The following is a 15,688-nucleotide window of genomic DNA, read 5'->3' on the forward strand; positions in this document are numbered from 1 at the left end:
CAGGCCAGGTGAGGGCCGTCCGGCGCTTACGTTCCGATTACCCCCCGACTTTTACTATCGCGGTAGTAGGTGTTGGACGAGGAACGAGGCGGTGAGCCGATGCCGGCCGAACCCGATGTGACCGTCGTGGTGATCGCCTTCAACGACGCGGCCCGGCTGGCCCGGGCCGTCCGCTCGGCGCTCGGCCAGTCGCTGCCGGACGTGGAGGTCGTGATCGTCGACGACGCGAGCACCGACGCGACGCCCGCGGTCGCCGCCCGGCTGGCGGCCCGCGCCCCGGACCGGGTGCGGGCCTTCACCCTCCCGGTGAACTCCGGCGGCTGCGGCCGCCCGCGCAACATCGGCATCCGGCACGCCAGGGGCCGGTACGTGATGTTCCTCGACAGCGACGACACCCTTGACCCGCACGCCTGCCGGAACATGGTCGCCGCCGCCGAGGACACCGGCGCCGACCTGGTGGCGGGCCGCTGCGTGCGCGTCCTGCCCGACCGCGAGCACGCCTGGTACGCGCGGCTGTACCGGGAGAGCGCCGTCTACGACGACATCCTGGACAACCCCGACCTCCTCTACGACACGCTGGCGACCAACAAGTGCTACCGGCGCGCGTTCCTCGACCGCGCCGGCCTGCGGTTCGCCGACCGGCTGCACTACGAGGACCTGCTGTTCAGCGCCGAGGCCTACCTCGGCGCGAACCGGATCGCGGTCATCCCGCACCGGGTCTACAACTGGCTGGTCGACCCGCGCGGCGGCGCCCCGTCGATCAGCAACCGGCGTGCCGAGCTGAGCAACTTCGCCGACCGGCTGGAGATCCACCGGCGCATCGACGCGGCGCTGCGCGCGCACGGCGCGGACGAGATCGCGCTGGTCAAGGACGTCAAGTTCATCAACCACGACCTGCTGCTGTACCTGCGCGAGCTGCGCAGCCGCGACCCCTGGCACCGCGAGGCGTTCGTCGGCCTGGCCCGCCCCTACCTCGAAGAGCTGGACGACGCCGTGTTCGAGGCCGCGGAGAAGATGCCCGCCATCGCCGCGCTGATGGTCCGCGAGCGCGACATCGAGGCGGCGATGGCCGCCGCCGACCACGCGCCGAAGGGGAGCGGCCGGCCCGTCCTGTCGATCGCCCCCGCCGAGCGGGACGGCCGGATCTACTGGTCCGGCGAGCACCTGCGCGCCGCGTCCGCCCGCCGCGTCCTGGACATCACCGGCCTCGGCGTGCACTCGGCCCCGCTGTCGGAGCTGGTCCTCGGCGGCCGGGTCACCGCGATGCGCCGGGACGGCAAGGCGCTGCGCATGTCCGGCACCGTCGTCAACCCGCTCGGCCGGATCCCCGAGGACGCCGAGCTCGGCGGCCGGCTGGAGATCCGCGACCGGCGCCGGCCCGGCCGGGCGTTCGGCGTCCCCGCCACCGTGCGGCGCGAGAACGGCCGGATCGCGTGGGAGACGGTGTTCTTCCCCACCCAGGTGATCCGGCCGATCGGCCTGGTCGACCAGACCTGGGGCGTGTGGCTGCAGCTGACGGTCGGCGGCGCCCCGGTCGAGGTCCGGCTGACCTCCGAGGGCACCGCGCACTGCGACCTCGCCGTGCCCGTCCGGCCGCGGCTGACCCGCGCCGTCGGCGACCGGCTGGAGGCCTACGTCGCCGCGACCGGCGAGCTCGCGCTGCGGATGGCGGCCGGGCGCTGGCCCGCCCGCGTCACGCTGCCCGCGCTGCGCCGGGTGGCCCGCACGGGCGCCGGGCGGCGCTGGTGGCGGCGGTTCGCCAGGACGGAGCGCCGGCTGCGCGAGCGGTTCGCCGCCCGCGCTCTGAAGATCGCGGTCTTCAACCGGGTGCTGGTCCGGCTGCCGGTGCGCCGGGGCACGGTCGTCTTCGAGAGCCGGAACGGCGCCCGGTACTGCGGCGACCCCAAGTACATCTTCCGCGCGCTGCGCGACAGCGCCGCGCCCTACCGGGCGATCTGGTCCTACCGCGACACCCGGCGCGGCTTCCCCGACGAGGCGCTGCTGGTCAGGCGCGGCTCGTGGGCCTACTACCGGGCGCTGGCCCGCGCCGAGCTGTGGATCGACGACCAGGGCCTGCCCGCCGGCCTGGTGAAGCGCCCGCAGACCACCTACGTCCAGACCTCGCCGGGCCCCGCGCCGGCTCCGGCGGACGACCCGCCGGCCGGACCCGGCGCCGGCGTCGTGCCCGATGACGCCGTCGTCGGGCACGAGAGGGCCGACCACCTCGTCGTCCGGTCCGAGCGCGACGTCCGCACGCCCGCCGGCGGCTCCGGCCCCGAACCGCTGCGGACCGGCTGCCCGCGCAACGACCCGCTGATCACCGGCGGCGACCCGCACGAGCTGGCCGCGCTCCGGCGGCGCCTCGGCCTCAGCGGTGACCGCCGCTACGCCGTCCTGTACGCGCCTGCGCTCCGCACCGGCCGCGACGGCCTGCCCGCCCGGTCGTTCGAGCTCGCGTTCCCGCTGGAGCGGTTCGCGCGGGAACTCGGCGACACCCACGTCCTGCTCGTCCGCGCGCCCGGCTCCGCCAACGCCGTCGTCCCGCCCGGCATGGACGGCACCGTGATCGACACCTCCGCCGTCCACGACGCCGCGCTCCTGATGCTGCTGTCGGACGCGCTGGTCACCGACGAGTCGCCGATCATGTTCGACTACGCGCTGCTCGACCGGCCGATGATCTTCTACGCGGCGCGGGGCGCGCCCCGCCCGGCCGGCGCCCGCGGCCGTCCCGGCCTCCCGGCGCCGGTGCCCGGGCCGGTCGCCGCCGGCGAGGACGCGCTGCTGGCCGCCCTCGGCGACCTCGACGGCGTCCGCCGCGAGCACGCCGCCGCCCGCCGCCGGTTCACCGAGCTGTACGGCGAGTACGACACCGGCACCGCCGCGAAGGCGATCGTCGAGCGGTTCTTCGCCGGGCGCCCGGCCGATGACCGCTGACTCTCCGGCGTACTACCGGGTCTGTAGTAGAAAGAAGCCATGCCGACCGCAGTGAACGCACCGCCCCGGACGGACGGCGCCGACCGCGCCGTCCGCTGGGTGACGGCCGTCGCGCTGGCGTTCACCGCCGCGCAACTGCGCTTCGTCCCGGCCGGGATGACGCTGGGCGCCGGGGAGGTGGGCAATGTGTGGCAGGCCCGCAGCGGCGACCCGGGCGCCTTCCTGGACGTCTCGCGCGGGCACGCGACCGTCGCGCTGGTCGCCCCGATCGTCCAGGCGACGTCCTCGACCGCGGCGATGCGGATCTACCTGGCGGTCGCCTCCGGCGCGGGGCTGTTCGCCGCGCTGTGGGCATGGCGCCCGCTGCACCGCCCCGAGACGCTCGCCGGCGCGGGCGTGCTGTTCGGCGGGCTGTGGGCCGCGCAGCTCTACGGCTCGCAGGCGATGCCCGACCTGTGGTGCGCGCTCGGGGCGCTCGGCGCGGTCGGCTGCCTCCTGCGGGTCGCCCGGGACCGGCAGGACTACCCGGCGATGCTCGGGCTGACGGCGAGCCTCGCGCTGGTCGCCGCGATGCGCCCGTCGCAGGGGCTCTGGCTGGCGCTGCCGCTGTGCGCCGCCCTGGCCGTCGTCCCGGCGTGGCGGCACCGCGAGGCCGTGGTGAGCGTCCTCGCCGGGCTGGTCCTGGACCTGACGGCCTGGCTCGTGCACGAGAACGGCGGCGCCGGCCCGGAACCGGTCCAGCGCGTCCAGCGGGCCGCGGCGCGCGGCTCCGGGTGGGTGGACGGCTGGCCCGGCTGGTCGGGCTTCGCGGCGGTGGCGGTGTTCCTCGCCATCGGCGGGCTCATGGCCGTGTCCGGCGTGCGGCGGCCCGGGACCGCGCTGCTGCCGATGGCCGTCGCGGCGTGGATGCTGGTGCCCGGAGCGCTGGCCGGCCCGGGAACGGCGGGCTTCCTGCTCACCGCGGGCGCGCTGGCGGCCGTGCCCGCCGCGGCGGGCTGCGTGCGGGCGCTGACCCGCGCCCGGCGGCGGCCGCTGGCGGCGGTGCTCACCGCCGGCTGCCTGGTCGCGCACCTGGCGGTGCAGAACGCGGCGCTCGACGCGGTGACCGACGCCGCGTCGGCCGCCCCGGCCGCGCACCCGGCCTCCGGGCAGGGCGCGCACGCGCCGGGAGAAGGGGACGGTCGAGCGGATGGGACGGGGAGTGACGGCATCCGGAGCTGATCAGGACGTGTCCGGCGGGGGCCCGGAGGCCCCGGCACCGCGCCGCGGGAAGGCTGCGCGCCCACCGCGGACGGCGCGCGCGGGGCTCGCCGCGCTCGGGCGGGCCCTGTCGGCCGAGGCGTCCGTGCCGCGCGTCGTGCTGGGGACCGCGGTCGCGGGGGCGGTCGTCGTCCTCGCGCTGATGCACCGGGTCGCGCTCGACGCGGGGAGCGAGAGCCTGATGGGCGCCGACCGCGCCTGGCTGCTGATCGCCGCGCTCGCCACCGCCGCGATGTGGTGCGTCGGCACCGTCACCCAGCTCGGCTCGATGCCGGTGCGCCCGCCGGTCGGCCGGCTGTTCGCGGTGCAGGTCGCCGCGTCCTTCGCCAACCAGCTGCTGCCCGCCGGGTCCGGCGGCATCGCGATCAATGTCCGGTTCCTGCGGCGCTGCGGGCTGACCCGCGGCGCCGCGATGGGCTCGGTCGGGCTGAACTCGCTGGCCGGGCTGGTGACGCACCTGCTGCTGCTCGCGGTCGCCGTCGCGGGCGTCCCGTCGGCGCTCGGCATGCTGGGGGAGCGGCACTGGCTGCGCCCCCACGAGGTCGCCGCCGCCGTCGCCGGGAACCCGTGGGTCGAGGGCGGCCTCGCCGCCGCCGCGGTCGCCGCCGTCGCCGCGCTGGTGTGGCTGCGCCCGGCGCGCTTCGTGCGCGTCCTGCGGTCGCGCGCCGCCGGTGGGTGGAGGCATATGCGGCACGAGCTGGCCGGGCTCGGCAGGGTGCTGCGGCACCCCGGCCGCGCCACGGCCCTGTGGCTCGGGTCGCTGTCCTCGCCGCTGCTGCACGGCCTGGTGCTGTTCGCGGTGCTGCGCAGCCTCTCCGTCCCGATCACGGTGACCAGCGTCGTGGTGGTCTACCTCGTGGTCTCCTCGGTCTCGGCCCTGCTGCCCTCGCCCGGCGGGATCGGCGGGCTGGACGTGGTGCTCGTCGCCGGGCTGGTGTGGGCGGGCGTGCCGTCGGCCGCCGCGCTCGGGGCGGTCGTCGGGTACCGGCTGATCACCGTCTGGCTGCCGCTGCTGCCGGGCGCGTGCGTGTTCGCCGTCCTGCTGCGCCGCCGGATCATCTGACCGCCCGCGTAGACGGTCCCCTGCCCGGCCCACACCAGGCCCGTCACCAGGACCGCCGCCGCCGTCACCGTCATCCCGGCCAGGACGTCCAGCAGGTAGTGGTTGGCGGTCGCCATCACGACGAACGCGGTCGCCGCCGGATACAGCAGGGCCAGCCAGCGTGCCCGGTACGGCCGAAGCAGCGCCAGCACCACCACAAGCACCCACGTCGCCCATGCCAGATGCAGCGACGGCATCGCCGCGTACTGGTCGGCGGGCACCGGGCCGCCGTGCGTCGTCCCGAACCCGGCGAGCGCCACCGAGTCGGCGAACCCCGCCCCCGGCAGCAGCCGCGGCGGCATCACCGGCAGGACGAAGAAGACCGTCATCCCCGCCAGGTTCGTGAGGACGAGGGCGTTGCGCGCGGGCCGGTAGAGGTCCGGTCCGGCGATGTAGCACCAGGCGAGGACGGACAGCGTGACGCCGATGTGCGCCCGCTGGTACCACTCCACGGACGCCCACGCCATGCCGTGGTGGCCGGTCAGCCACCGGTTCAGCCCGAGTTCGACGTCCAGGTGCAGATCGCTTTCCGCGCCGAGGACGTCCCGGCCGTGCACCAGCGCCGGCCCGTGCCGCGCGTCGGCGAGCGAACGCACGTAGTCGTAGACCTTCAGCAGGGCCAGCACGATCAGCAGCTCGCCGATCGGCCACGGCCGCTTGCGGCGGGGCCTCCCGGCGGTCTGCCGGCCGGTGTCGTTCGCCCGGGGGCGCAGGAGCAACGCGCGGACGGTTCAGCCCACCCTTCCTTCGGGCGGCCCCTCGGGCGCCCGCTCCAGCCGTTCGACGGCCAGGCCGTACAGGTCCTCGGTGCGGCGCAGCACGCCCGGCCAGGTCACCGGCGGCTGGACGGCGCGGGCCCGGGCGGTCATCCGGGCCCGCAGCGGCTCGTCGGACGCCAGCCGCACGATCGCCTCGGCCATGGCGGCGTCGCTCGCCGCCAGGTAGCCGTCCTGGCCGTCGGTCACGAACTCCCCGATGCCGCCCTCGGTGCGGGCGATGACGGGCAGGCCCGCGCACCGCGCCTCCAGCGCGGCGATGCCGAACGACTCCAGCACCGCCGGCGCGACGAACATGTCGGCGCGCCGGAACAGGGCGCGGATCCGGTCGCGCTCCAGGCGTCCGGGCAGGTCCACCCAGTCGGTCATGGCGTGCCTGCGCAGGTAGCGCTCGATGGAGCGGCGTTCGGGCCCGTCTCCGACGATCACCGCGCGCAGCCCCGCGGACGGGCCGAGCGCCGCCCGCGCCCGCCGCAGCACGCGCAGCAGGTGGTGCGGCCGCTTGCGCGGCGCGAGCCGCATGACGGCGACGACGAGCACCTGGTCCGGCGTGCGGGGGAGGGGCTCGACCCGCCAGGCGTCGGCGTCGATGCCGTTGGGCAGTACGAACACCGGCGCGGGGGAGACCAGGCGGCGCACCGGCTCGGCCGCGGTGTCGCTGACGGCCGTCCACACCGCCGGCAGCGCGGACCAGCCCGTCGCCGCGTCCAGCACCCGGAACGCCGGCTCCATGTAGGAGATGAGCGAGTGCACCGTCACCACGGTGGGGATCTGGGCTGCCAGGGTCGCGCCCGCCACGGCCAGCGGGGTGAAGGGACCGGCGTGCACGTGGACGACGTCGTACTTGCCCTGCCGCGCCAGCCGCCGGCCCGCCATGATCCCGCCGGGGTTCAGCGTGGTCGCGAACGCCATCCGCTCGGTGGGCCGCAGCACCCGCGGCCCGCCCCCGCCGCCGTCCCCGCCGTGGCCCTGCTCCTGGCGCCGCAGCCCGGCGGGACGCGCCGACGAGGTGATCACGGTGACGTCGTGGCCCGCCTCCTGCTGCCGGGTCGCCAGGTCGTGGACGTGCATCTCCACGCCGCCCAGCCGCGGCAGGTAGTAGTCGGTCAGGTGCGCGATCCTCATCCCCGGCCACCCCGCCTCCGGCCGCCCCGTCCCGCGGCGCCCGGCACGCGGCCGCCCGCGCGCTCCGGCACACTTGTCCGGTGCCGTACACGCTGGTGTCCTTCCACGCCCACCCCGACGACGAGGCGCTGCTGACCGCCGGCACCCTCGCGCGCGCCGCTGCGGACGGCCACCGGGTCGTCCTCGTGATGGCGACCGTGGGGGAGGCCGGCCTCGCCGCGTCCGCCGACCGGGAGGACGGGCGGCTCGGCGAGCGGCGCGTCGCCGAACTCCGCGACTCCGCCCGCGCGCTCGGCTGCGCCCGCGTCGAATGGCTCGGCTACGCCGACTCCGGCATGGCGTCCGACCCGTCCGGCGCGCCTGGCTCCTTCGCGCACGCCGACGTGGCGGAGGCCGCCGCGCGGCTCGCCGCGATCCTGGCGGAGGAGGGCGCGGACGTCCTGACCGTGTACGACCCGGCGGGCGGGTACGGCCACCCCGACCACGTGCAGGTGCACCGCGTCGGCGTCCGCGCGGCCGGACTCGCCGGTACCCGCGTCGTCCTGGAGGCCACGGTCGACCGCCGCCTGCTGCGCCGCGCGCTCGCGCTGATCGCCCGGCTGCCCGGCGTCCCGGCCGACTTCGCCCCGTCCCGCTTCGCCGCCGCCTACAGCGCGCCGGAGGCGCTCACCCACCGGGTGGACGTGCGCCGCTTCGCCCGGCAGAAGCGCGCCGCGATGGCGGCCCACGCCACGCAGGCCGGAGCGGACACGGGCGTCCGGACGCTGGCGGTGCTGCTCAGGCTTCCCCGGCCGGTGTTCCGCTGGGCGCTCGGGCACGAGTGGTACGTCGAGCACGGCAGGACGCCCTCGCGCCCCTTGCTCGACGACGTCTTCGCGACCCTGCGCGACGCCCCGCGCGGCTGACGTCGCCGCTGCCGCCGGCACTGCCGGCGCGGCCGAGCCCGGGCGGGCGGCGCACGGGCCCGTCACGCTCGCCCCCGTCACGGCAGCCCCAAGCCTCGATCACGTACGCTTCACTCCAATCTACTACAACTGGCGTAGTAGATCGTTATCGCGGCAAAGAGCCGGTGACGGAGGTGCCGAGCGCGGCGCGGAGCGCGCCCGTGGCCAGCCGGCGCGCCTCGACGGCCGCGGGCAGCACATGGTCGAGGCCGAAGAAGCCGTGGAAGGCGCCCTCGATCCGGTGCGCTTCCACCGGCACGCCGGCCTCGGCGAGCCGCGCCGCGTACGCCTCCCCCTCGTCGCGGAGCGGATCGCATTCGGCGGTCAGGACGAACGCCGGCGGCAGACCGGACAGGTCCGGGGCCCGCAGCGGCGACGCGTGCGGATGGCCGGCGTGCGACGGGTCGTCCAGGTACTGCTCCCAGTACCAGCGCATGTGCGTCGCGGTGAGGAAGTTGCCCTCGCCGTGCTCGCGGTAGGACGGGGTGTCCTGCCCGGCGTCGGTCACCGGGTAGATCAGCGCCTGGAACGCGATCGGCGGGCCCGCCTCGTCGCGGGCGGCCAGGCACGCGACCGCGGCGAGGTTCCCGCCCGCGCTGTCGCCGGCCACCGCGAGCCGCGCCGGATCGCCGCCGAGCGCCGCCGCGTTCGCGTGCGCCCAGGCGACGGCGGCCCGCGCGTCCTCGACGGCGGCGGGGAACGGGTGCTCGGGCGCGAGCCGGTAGTCGACCGACACCACGATCGTGCCGGCGCCGGACGCGATCATCCGGCAGACGCGGTCGTGGCTGTCGAGCCCGCACAGGGCGAAGCCGCCGCCGTGGAAGAAGACCGTGACCGGATGCGGGGCGTCCCCGTCCGGCCAGTAGATCCGGACGGGGAGGCTGCCGTGGCCGAGGCGCGGGGCGCGGTCCTCGGTGCGGGCGACGGGGATCGCCGGGAGGTCGGGGGCGGGCGCGGCGGCCAGCAGCCGCCGCGCCTGCGCCGCCTCGGTGACCTCGGCGCCGATCGGGGGGAAGCCCGCCGTCATCGCGGCGGCGATCCTCTGCGCGCGGGGGTCGAGGGGCATGGTCAGCCGGCCGCCTGCGCCATCATCACGACCTCGCCGGCCGTCCAGCCGCCGTCCACGGCCAGCTCGGCGCCGGTCACGTAGCCCGCCGCGTCGGAGATCAGGAAGGACACCGCCTCGCCGATCTCCTCGGGCACGCCGACGCGGCCGAGCGCGGCGAGCGGGAAGCCGCCCTCGCCCTGGGTGGCGTGCTCGGCGGTCATCGGCGTGTAGGTCATGCCGGGGTGCACGGAGTTGACCCGGATCCGGTGCCGGCCCAGCTCCGTCGCGGCGATCTTGGTGAGGCCGCGGACGCCCCACTTGGACGCGCCGTACCCGGAGGTCAGCGGCAGCGCGGTCAGCCCGGCCGCGGAGGAGATGTTGACGATGGAGCCGCCGCCCGCCGCCTTCATCGGCTCGATCACGGCCTGCATGCCGAGGAACACCCCGAACAGGTTGATCTTGAGGACCTTCTCGAAGTACTCCGGCGACTCGTTCTCGATCAGCGAGTTGGACGCGACGCCGGCGTTGTTGACCAGCCCGTCGATGCGGCCGTAGGCGTCCAGCGCCGCCTCGGTGACGGCCCGCCAGCCCTCCTGCGAGGTGACGTCGTGGCGGACGAACAGCCCGCCGACCTCGGCCGCGGTCTCCGCGCCCGGCTCCTCGAGCAGGTCGGTGACGACGACCTTCGCACCGTCGCGGGCCATCCGCGCGGCGGCCGCGGCGCCGAGGCCCCGGGCCCCGCCCGTCACGATCACTACCTTGTCCTGCAGTCCGGACATGTTCATCTCCTAGCTGTGACGTGCGTCTTTCTGTTCAATGTATTCCAAATTGGAACATCTATGTCCGGGTGTGACGCGCCGGACGCCCGCGGGTGGCTACGCTGGTCGCCATGGCGCTCCCCTCCGAACCGCCCGGCGAACGGCTGCCCGCCACCGCATGGGCCGTGCTCGGCGTGCTGTCCTTCGGCGAGGGGCTCACCGGTTACGAGATCCGCCAGTGGGCCGAGCACATCCTGCGGTTCTTCTACTGGAGTCCCGCGATGAGCCAGATCTACACCGAGCTCAAGCGGCTGGAGCGCGTCGGCTACGCCGAGTCCCACCTGGGCACCGCCGCCGACGGCCGGTCACGGCGCGTCTACACCATCACCCCGGAGGGCCGCGACGCGCTCGCCGGCTGGGTCGGGCGGGCGCCGGTCGAACCGCCCGTCCTCAAGCACGGCACGGCCCTGCGCGTGTGGCTCGGCCACCTGGCCACGCCCGAGCGGCTCCGGCAGATCGTGACCGAGCACCGCGACGACGCCCAGCGGCTGATGGAGGAGGCGGAGGACTCGCGCCGCACCGCCGCGTCCTGGGCCGGGTGGGCCTACCCCGAGCTGGTGGCGCGCTGGGCGTCCCGCTACTACGCGGCCGAACGCGACCTCGCCGACCGGATGCTCGCCGACCTGGACGAGCTGCTCGCGTCCGGCCGGGCCGTCCCGCCCGCCGGCACGCCGACCCGGGCTCCCGGCTGATCACGCCCGCTCCCGCAGCTCCCGCTTGACGACCTTGCCGCTCGCGTTGCGCGGCAGCGCGTCCACGACGTGGAAGTACCGCGGCACCTTGAAGTTGGCGAGCCGCTCGCGCAGCCAGCCGGTCAGCTCCGCGTCGTCGATCGTCGCGTCCGCGCCCTTCCCTTCCGCGCCGTCGTGGAGGACGAGGAACGCCGCGCCGACCTCGCCGAGCCGCGCGTCCGGCACCCCCACGACCGCCGCGTCCGCGACAGCCGGATGCCGGACGAGCACGCTCTCGATCTCCGCCGGGTAGGCGTTGAACCCGCCGACCACGAACATGTCCTTGATCCGCCCGGTGACGGTCAGGTAGCCGCGCTCGTCGAGGCGGCCGCAGTCGCCGGTGCGCAGCCAGCCGTCCGCGTCGATCGCCCGCGCGGTGGCGTCCGGATCGTCCAGGTAGCCCTTCATCACGTTGTAGCCGCGCACGAGGATCTCGCCGGTCTCGCCGGGCGGCAGCGAGCCGCCGTCCGCGCCGGCGACCCGGATCTCGGTGCCCGGCAGCGCCGGACCGGTGGTGCGCGCCACAGTCTCGGCGTCGGCGTCCACCGGGCAGACCGTCGCCACGCCGGCCGCCTCGCTCAGCCCGTAGGCGGTGAACACGTCCGGCACGCCCAGCTCGCCGCGGATCCGGCGGACGAGGTCGACCGGCACGTCGGCCGCGCCCGTCCCCGCGAGCCGCAGCGCGTGCGGCGGCCGGCCGGGCAGCGCCAGCAGCGCGGAGAAGATCGTCGGCGGGCCCATCAGCACGGTGATCCGCTCCCGCGCCAGCCGCCGGGCGGCCCGCTCCGCGTCGAACACCGCCTCCGGCAGCATCGTCGCGCCGTTCAGCAGGCACGCCAGCACGCCCGCCTTGTAGCCGAACGTGTGGAAGAACGGGTTGATCAGCAGGTACCGGTCGCCCGGCCGCAGCGTGGCGACCTCGCTCCAGGCCTGGAAGACGCGGAGCGTCTGGCCGTGCGTCGACATCGCGCCCTTGGGGCGGCCGGTGGTGCCCGAGGTGAAGACGATGTCGCACACGTCGTCGGCGCGCACCGCCTCCGACCGCTTGCGCGCATCGTCCGCGCTCACGGAGGCGCCGCCGGCGAGGTGGTCGGCCCAGCTCACGGCGGCGCCTTCCGGCTCGCCCGCCAGCAGCACCGTCAGCCGCAGGTCGGGCAGGTCGGCACCCTCCGCCGCCAGCATCGCGGGGTAGTCGTTGCCGAGGAACCCGCGCACCGTGAACAGCGCGGTGGCGCGGCTGCGGCGCAGGATGTCGGCCGCCTCGGCGGCCCGGTACCGGGTGTTGAGCGGGACGAGCACCGCGCCGGCGCTCACCAGCCCGAGCGCCGCGACGACCCATTCCGCGCTGTTGGGCGCCCAGATCGCCACCCGGTCGCCGGGCCGGAGGCCCGCGCCGGCCGCCGCCCGCGCCGCCGCCTCGACATCGGCTCCGAGCTGCGCGAACGTCCGCCGGACCGGGCCGTGCGCGGTCTCGGTCACCAGCGCCTCGCGGTCGCCGTGGACGCGCGCGGCGTGCCGGACGAGCGCGGGGATCGTGGCGGGGGCCGTGCCGGGTGGCATCGGGGTCCTCTCGGGTGGCATCGGTCTGCTCCTTAGGGCCGGACGGGAGCCGGGCGCCTTGACATGGAACCACAGAGATGATTCTAATCGGAATGTTTCTATTAGAAATATATCGATTCGATGCATCAGGAGGACGGATGGCGCACGCGACGATGGAGGAGACGGTGGAACCGGTCAGCGCGGAGCGGATGCGCCGCGTCCTCGGGACGTTCTGCACGGGCGTCGTGGTGGTGACGGCCATGGACGGGGGTGAGCCGGTCGGCATGGCCTGCCAGTCGTTCTCGTCGCTGTCGCTGGACCCGCCCCTGGTGTGCTTCTGCCCGGGATCGGCGTCGACCACCTGGCCGCGGGTCCGCGCGGCGGGCCGGTTCGCGGTGAACGTGCTGGCCGCCGACCAGGGCGGGGTGTGCCGGGCCATGGCGGGACGCGACAAGTTCGCCGGCGTGTCCTGGACGCCGGGGCCGGGCGGCTCGCCGCTGCTGGACGGCGCGCTGGCGTGGATCGAGGCCGACATCGACCAGGAGCTGCCGGGCGGCGACCACACCATCGTGGTCGGGCGGGTCCGCGACCTGGCCGCCGGGCGGGCCGAGCGGCCGCTGCTGTTCTTCCGCGGCGGCTTCGGCCATGCGCTCCAGGATTGAGCGGAGCGAACCGGGGGGTGTGGGGGGTCGTCCCCCCACAGGGCGCAGGATTGAGCAGGCCGGGCGGGGCGGGCCTCAGCTAGTGCTTCGCGGGGTCGGCGGCGACTTCGTCCAGGTCGGCGAGCATCTGCCGGGTGAGCTCGCGTTCGGCCTCGTAGTAGCGCTGCGACCAGCGCAGCACCAGCTCCGGGTAGGCCCACTCGGCGACCTCGGCGGCGCCGTCGGCGTCGACCTGCGCGCGCCGGCTCATCTTCTCGGCGTACTCGCCGTGCTGCTCGAGGATCTCGCGGAGCCGGGCCGGCTCCATCAGGTGGCCGAGCCAGGTGCGGAGCATCACGCCGTGCTTGAGGACGGGCGGTTCGACGGGGGCCTCGCGCGCCCAGCGCGACACGGCGTCCATGCCGGCGTCGGTGATGGCGTAGACGCGCTTGCCGCGGGTGCTCTCGGTCAGCTCGACGCGGGACGTGGCGTACCCGATCTTCTCCAGCCGCTTCAGCTCGCCGTAGATCTGGCTGTAGGAGGGGCTCCAGTAGAAGAACTTGAGGCTCCAGTCGGCCCATTTCTTCAGGTCGTAGCCCGACAGCTCCTCGCCGAAGGACAGCAGCCCGAGCACGGCCCAGCTGGTCGGGGGGAGGTTCGGCGGCTCGTCCCGCGGCGCCTCGCTCCTCGCCGTGCCGCTCCCGCCGGTGCCGTCGTCCGCCGCTGTTCCGCTCACCCGCCCAGCGTAGCCGCCGCGGCATGCCGGTCGGTCATGTGGCGGTGCGACAATATATCTGTTAGGAATATTCCGAACCGGAATACTGGAGGTGCCCCCCGATGCAGTTCTCGATGATCTTCGAAGCCCAGCTGGCAAAGCCGACCCCCGAGCGCGAGCGGCAACTGCTGCTCGACAGCGTCGAGCAGGCCGTCTACGGGGAGGAGATGGGCTTCGACCGGGTCTGGGCCGTGGAGCACCACGGGCTGGAGCGCTACGCCCACATGTCCGCGTCCGAGATCTTCCTCAGCTGGGTCGCCGCGAAGACCTCCCGGATCCGCATCGGGCACGGCGTGGTCTGCATGCCGTTCAACTACAACCACCCCGTCCGGGTGGCCGAGCGGGTCGGCATGCTGGACGCGCTGTCGGGCGGCCGGCTCGACGTCGGCGGCGGCCGCGGCTCCACCCGGATGGAGATGGGCATGTACGGCGTCGAGCCGTCCGCGACCTACCCGCAGATGGAGGAGTCGCTGCGCTTCCTCGCCAATGCCTGGCGCAAGGACGAGGTCGACTGGCACACCGACCTGCTCGACGTCGGCCCGGCGAAGATCCTGCCGCGTCCCGTGCAGACTCCGCACCCGCCGCTCTACATGGCGTGCTCGAAGCGCGACACGGTCAAGCTCGCCGCCGCGCTCGGCGTCGGCGCCCTCGTGATGGGCTTCGCGGGCCCCGAGGAGGTCAAGGAGATGTACGACCTCTACTGGGACACCGTCCGGACCCGCGCTCCCGAGCGGCTCGTGACCAGCGAGACGACCGACAGGTTCGTGGCGCTGTGCCCGACGATCGTGCTGGACGACGGCGCGCGGGCGCTGCGCATCGGCGCTCGCGGCCAGCGGTTCTTCGCCGAGTCCATCGCGCACTGGTACGGCAACGGCCCCGCCCCCGCCGAGGACACCGAGGACGACGACAACATCGCCGCGCTCGCCCGCGACAAGGACGCCCTGGTCGCCAAGCTCAACGAGGCCAACATCCCGGCCCGCCCGCAGGACACCGGCACGTTCAACGCCGAGCACGCCTACGGCACCGCCGAGTACGCGATCGAGTACGTGCAGCGGCTCGCCGACATCGGCGTGGACGAGATCATGTGCCTGATCCAGATGGGCACCGTTCCGCAGGAGGTGTGCATGGAGACCATCCGGCAGTGGGGCGAGACCGTGATCCCGCACTTCCGCGCCGCCGAGCGGGCCGGGTCCCGGGCGTGAGGCTGGACGGGAAGGTCGCGGTCGTCACGGGCGCCGCGCGCGGGCAGGGCGAGGCCGAGGCGCGGATGCTCGCCGAGGCCGGCGCCCGGGTCGTGCTCACCGACGTCCTCGCGGACGAGGGCAGGGCGGTCGCGGCGTCGATCGGGGACGCCGCGCGGTTCGTCCGGCACGACGTCTCGTCCGGCGCCGACTGGGAGCGGGCCGTCGCCGTCGCCGAGGAGGCGTTCGGCGGCGTGGACGTGCTGGTCAACAACGCCGCGATCTGGCGTACCGCCCCGGTCGCCGAGGAGACCCGTGAGAACCTCGAGGAGATCCTGCGGATCAACCTCGTCGGCCCGTTCCTCGGGATCCGGGCGGTGGTGCCGGCGATGCGGGCGCGGGGCGGCGGGTCGATCGTGAACATCTCGTCCACGGCCGGGCTGCGCGGCATCCGCGGCCACTCCGCGTACGGCGCGAGCAAGTTCGGGCTGCGCGGCCTGACCCTGTCCGCCGCGCTGGACCTGGGTGCGGACGGCATCCGCGTCAACTCCGTCCATCCGGGCGTGATCGACACCCCGATGATCGCGAGCATCGGGGTGGAGCGCGGCGCGGGCAAGGCGCCGCGCGTGCCGCTCGGCCGCGCCGGCGTCCCCGAGGACGTCGCGGGCCTCGTCCTGTTCCTCGCCTCGGACGCGTCCGCCTACATCACCGGCGCCGAGCTCGCCGTGGACGGCGGCCTGAGCAGCGGCTGACCCCTCGTTGACTTGCGGCGTGTCGTCCTTAAGAGGGCCCTCTTAAGGACGACACGCCGCAA

General features: G+C 75.1%; 13 protein-coding genes and 1 pseudogene. 8 read left to right on the plus strand and 6 right to left on the minus strand.

The features are described 5' to 3' along the window. The first annotated feature begins 99 nt into the window (after positions 1 to 99). The 3 genes from J4709_RS12890 to J4709_RS12900 are packed head-to-tail and all read left to right on the plus strand — an operon-like array spanning position 100 to position 5,257. Positions 100 to 2,934, plus strand: coding sequence for a bifunctional glycosyltransferase/CDP-glycerol:glycerophosphate glycerophosphotransferase (locus J4709_RS12890; protein WP_208240531.1), 2,835 nt, complete (start codon positions 100 to 102; stop codon positions 2,932 to 2,934). Positions 2,935 to 2,973: 39 nt separating this feature from the next. Next, entirely contained in the window at positions 2,974 to 4,155 is a 1,182-nt protein-coding gene (locus J4709_RS12895; protein WP_208240533.1) for a hypothetical protein, read from the plus strand. 7 nt (positions 4,156 to 4,162) lie between these two features. Next, on the plus strand, positions 4,163 to 5,257 hold the full coding sequence (locus tag J4709_RS12900; RefSeq protein WP_208240535.1) for a lysylphosphatidylglycerol synthase transmembrane domain-containing protein: 1,095 nt from the start codon (positions 4,163 to 4,165) through the stop codon (positions 5,255 to 5,257). Between the two features lie 59 nt (positions 5,258 to 5,316). Here J4709_RS12900 and J4709_RS53235 read toward each other — a convergent pair. Then, positions 5,317 to 5,922: pseudogene (locus J4709_RS53235) on the minus strand (phosphatase PAP2 family protein); the annotation flags it as partial. Between the two features lie 105 nt (positions 5,923 to 6,027). Next, entirely contained in the window at positions 6,028 to 7,197 is a 1,170-nt protein-coding gene (locus J4709_RS12905) for a glycosyltransferase family 4 protein (RefSeq protein ID WP_208240537.1), read from the minus strand. An 80-nt stretch (positions 7,198 to 7,277) separates the two neighbouring features. On the opposite strand from J4709_RS12905, the gene J4709_RS12910 reads away from it, so the two are divergent. Beyond that, the gene (locus J4709_RS12910; RefSeq protein ID WP_307801192.1) at positions 7,278 to 8,102 is read left to right on the plus strand and encodes a PIG-L family deacetylase; all 825 of its coding nucleotides are present in this window, start codon (positions 7,278 to 7,280) and stop codon (positions 8,100 to 8,102) included. 145 nt (positions 8,103 to 8,247) lie between these two features. Here J4709_RS12910 and lipP1 read toward each other — a convergent pair whose 3' ends face one another. Together lipP1 and J4709_RS12920 are read right to left on the minus strand one after the other, a co-directional pair. Beyond that, positions 8,248 to 9,207, minus strand: a complete 960-nt coding sequence (gene lipP1 / locus J4709_RS12915) for a LipP1 family hormone-sensitive lipase (protein WP_232383381.1) — start codon at positions 9,205 to 9,207, stop codon at positions 8,248 to 8,250. A gap of 2 nt (positions 9,208 to 9,209) precedes the next feature. Continuing rightward, positions 9,210 to 9,968: a glucose 1-dehydrogenase gene (locus tag J4709_RS12920; RefSeq protein WP_208240538.1), complete on the minus strand. Its 759-nt coding sequence runs from the start codon at positions 9,966 to 9,968 to the stop codon at positions 9,210 to 9,212. A gap of 110 nt (positions 9,969 to 10,078) precedes the next feature. On the opposite strand from J4709_RS12920, the gene J4709_RS12925 reads away from it, so the two are divergent. Next, positions 10,079 to 10,699: a PadR family transcriptional regulator gene (locus J4709_RS12925; RefSeq protein WP_208240540.1), complete on the plus strand. Its 621-nt coding sequence runs from the start codon at positions 10,079 to 10,081 to the stop codon at positions 10,697 to 10,699. On the opposite strand, the gene J4709_RS12930 is transcribed toward J4709_RS12925, so the two are convergent. Further along, complete coding sequence (locus J4709_RS12930) at positions 10,700 to 12,319, minus strand: FadD3 family acyl-CoA ligase (RefSeq protein ID WP_232383382.1); 1,620 nt, start codon at positions 12,317 to 12,319, stop codon at positions 10,700 to 10,702. Positions 12,320 to 12,435: 116 nt separating this feature from the next. On the opposite strand from J4709_RS12930, the gene J4709_RS12935 reads away from it, so the two are divergent. Further along, positions 12,436 to 12,939 carry a flavin reductase family protein gene (locus J4709_RS12935; protein ID WP_232383383.1) on the plus strand — a complete coding sequence of 168 codons (504 nt, stop codon included), beginning with the start codon at positions 12,436 to 12,438 and terminating at the stop codon, positions 12,937 to 12,939. Positions 12,940 to 13,018: 79 nt separating this feature from the next. Here J4709_RS12935 and J4709_RS12940 read toward each other — a convergent pair whose 3' ends face one another. After that, positions 13,019 to 13,654: a PadR family transcriptional regulator gene (locus J4709_RS12940; protein WP_208240542.1), complete on the minus strand. Its 636-nt coding sequence runs from the start codon at positions 13,652 to 13,654 to the stop codon at positions 13,019 to 13,021. 101 nt (positions 13,655 to 13,755) lie between these two features. Between J4709_RS12940 and J4709_RS12945 the strand changes: the two genes are divergently transcribed. Continuing rightward, a complete protein-coding gene (locus J4709_RS12945; RefSeq protein WP_208240544.1) occupies positions 13,756 to 14,895 on the plus strand; it encodes an LLM class flavin-dependent oxidoreductase in 1,140 nt (379 codons plus the stop codon). After that, a complete protein-coding gene (locus J4709_RS12950; RefSeq protein WP_208240546.1) occupies positions 14,892 to 15,626 on the plus strand; it encodes a glucose 1-dehydrogenase in 735 nt (244 codons plus the stop codon). Before J4709_RS12945 ends, J4709_RS12950 begins: the two co-directional genes overlap by 4 nt. Positions 15,627 to 15,688 lie beyond the last annotated feature (62 nt).

This window comes from Actinomadura violacea (assembly GCF_017573465.1).
Classification (GTDB): Bacteria; Actinomycetota; Actinomycetes; order Streptosporangiales; family Streptosporangiaceae; genus Spirillospora; species Spirillospora violacea.

What these genes read in the sequence shown, in the direction of transcription:
- J4709_RS12890 (WP_208240531.1), top strand. Translation starts at nt 100, where the DNA reads ATGCCGGCCGAACCCGATGTGACCGTCGTGGTGATCGCCTTCAACGAC.
- J4709_RS12895 (WP_208240533.1), top strand. Translation starts at nt 2,974, where the DNA reads ATGCCGACCGCAGTGAACGCACCGCCCCGGACGGACGGCGCCGACCGC.
- J4709_RS12905 (WP_208240537.1), bottom strand. Translation starts at nt 7,197, where the DNA reads ATGAGGATCGCGCACCTGACCGACTACTACCTGCCGCGGCTGGGCGGC.
- lipP1 (WP_232383381.1), bottom strand. Translation starts at nt 9,207, where the DNA reads ATGCCCCTCGACCCCCGCGCGCAGAGGATCGCCGCCGCGATGACGGCG.
- J4709_RS12920 (WP_208240538.1), bottom strand. Translation starts at nt 9,968, where the DNA reads ATGTCCGGACTGCAGGACAAGGTAGTGATCGTGACGGGCGGGGCCCGG.
- J4709_RS12925 (WP_208240540.1), top strand. Translation starts at nt 10,079, where the DNA reads ATGGCGCTCCCCTCCGAACCGCCCGGCGAACGGCTGCCCGCCACCGCA.
- J4709_RS12930 (WP_232383382.1), bottom strand. Translation starts at nt 12,319, where the DNA reads ATGCCACCCGAGAGGACCCCGATGCCACCCGGCACGGCCCCCGCCACG.
- J4709_RS12935 (WP_232383383.1), top strand. Translation starts at nt 12,436, where the DNA reads ATGGCGCACGCGACGATGGAGGAGACGGTGGAACCGGTCAGCGCGGAG.
- J4709_RS12945 (WP_208240544.1), top strand. Translation starts at nt 13,756, where the DNA reads ATGCAGTTCTCGATGATCTTCGAAGCCCAGCTGGCAAAGCCGACCCCC.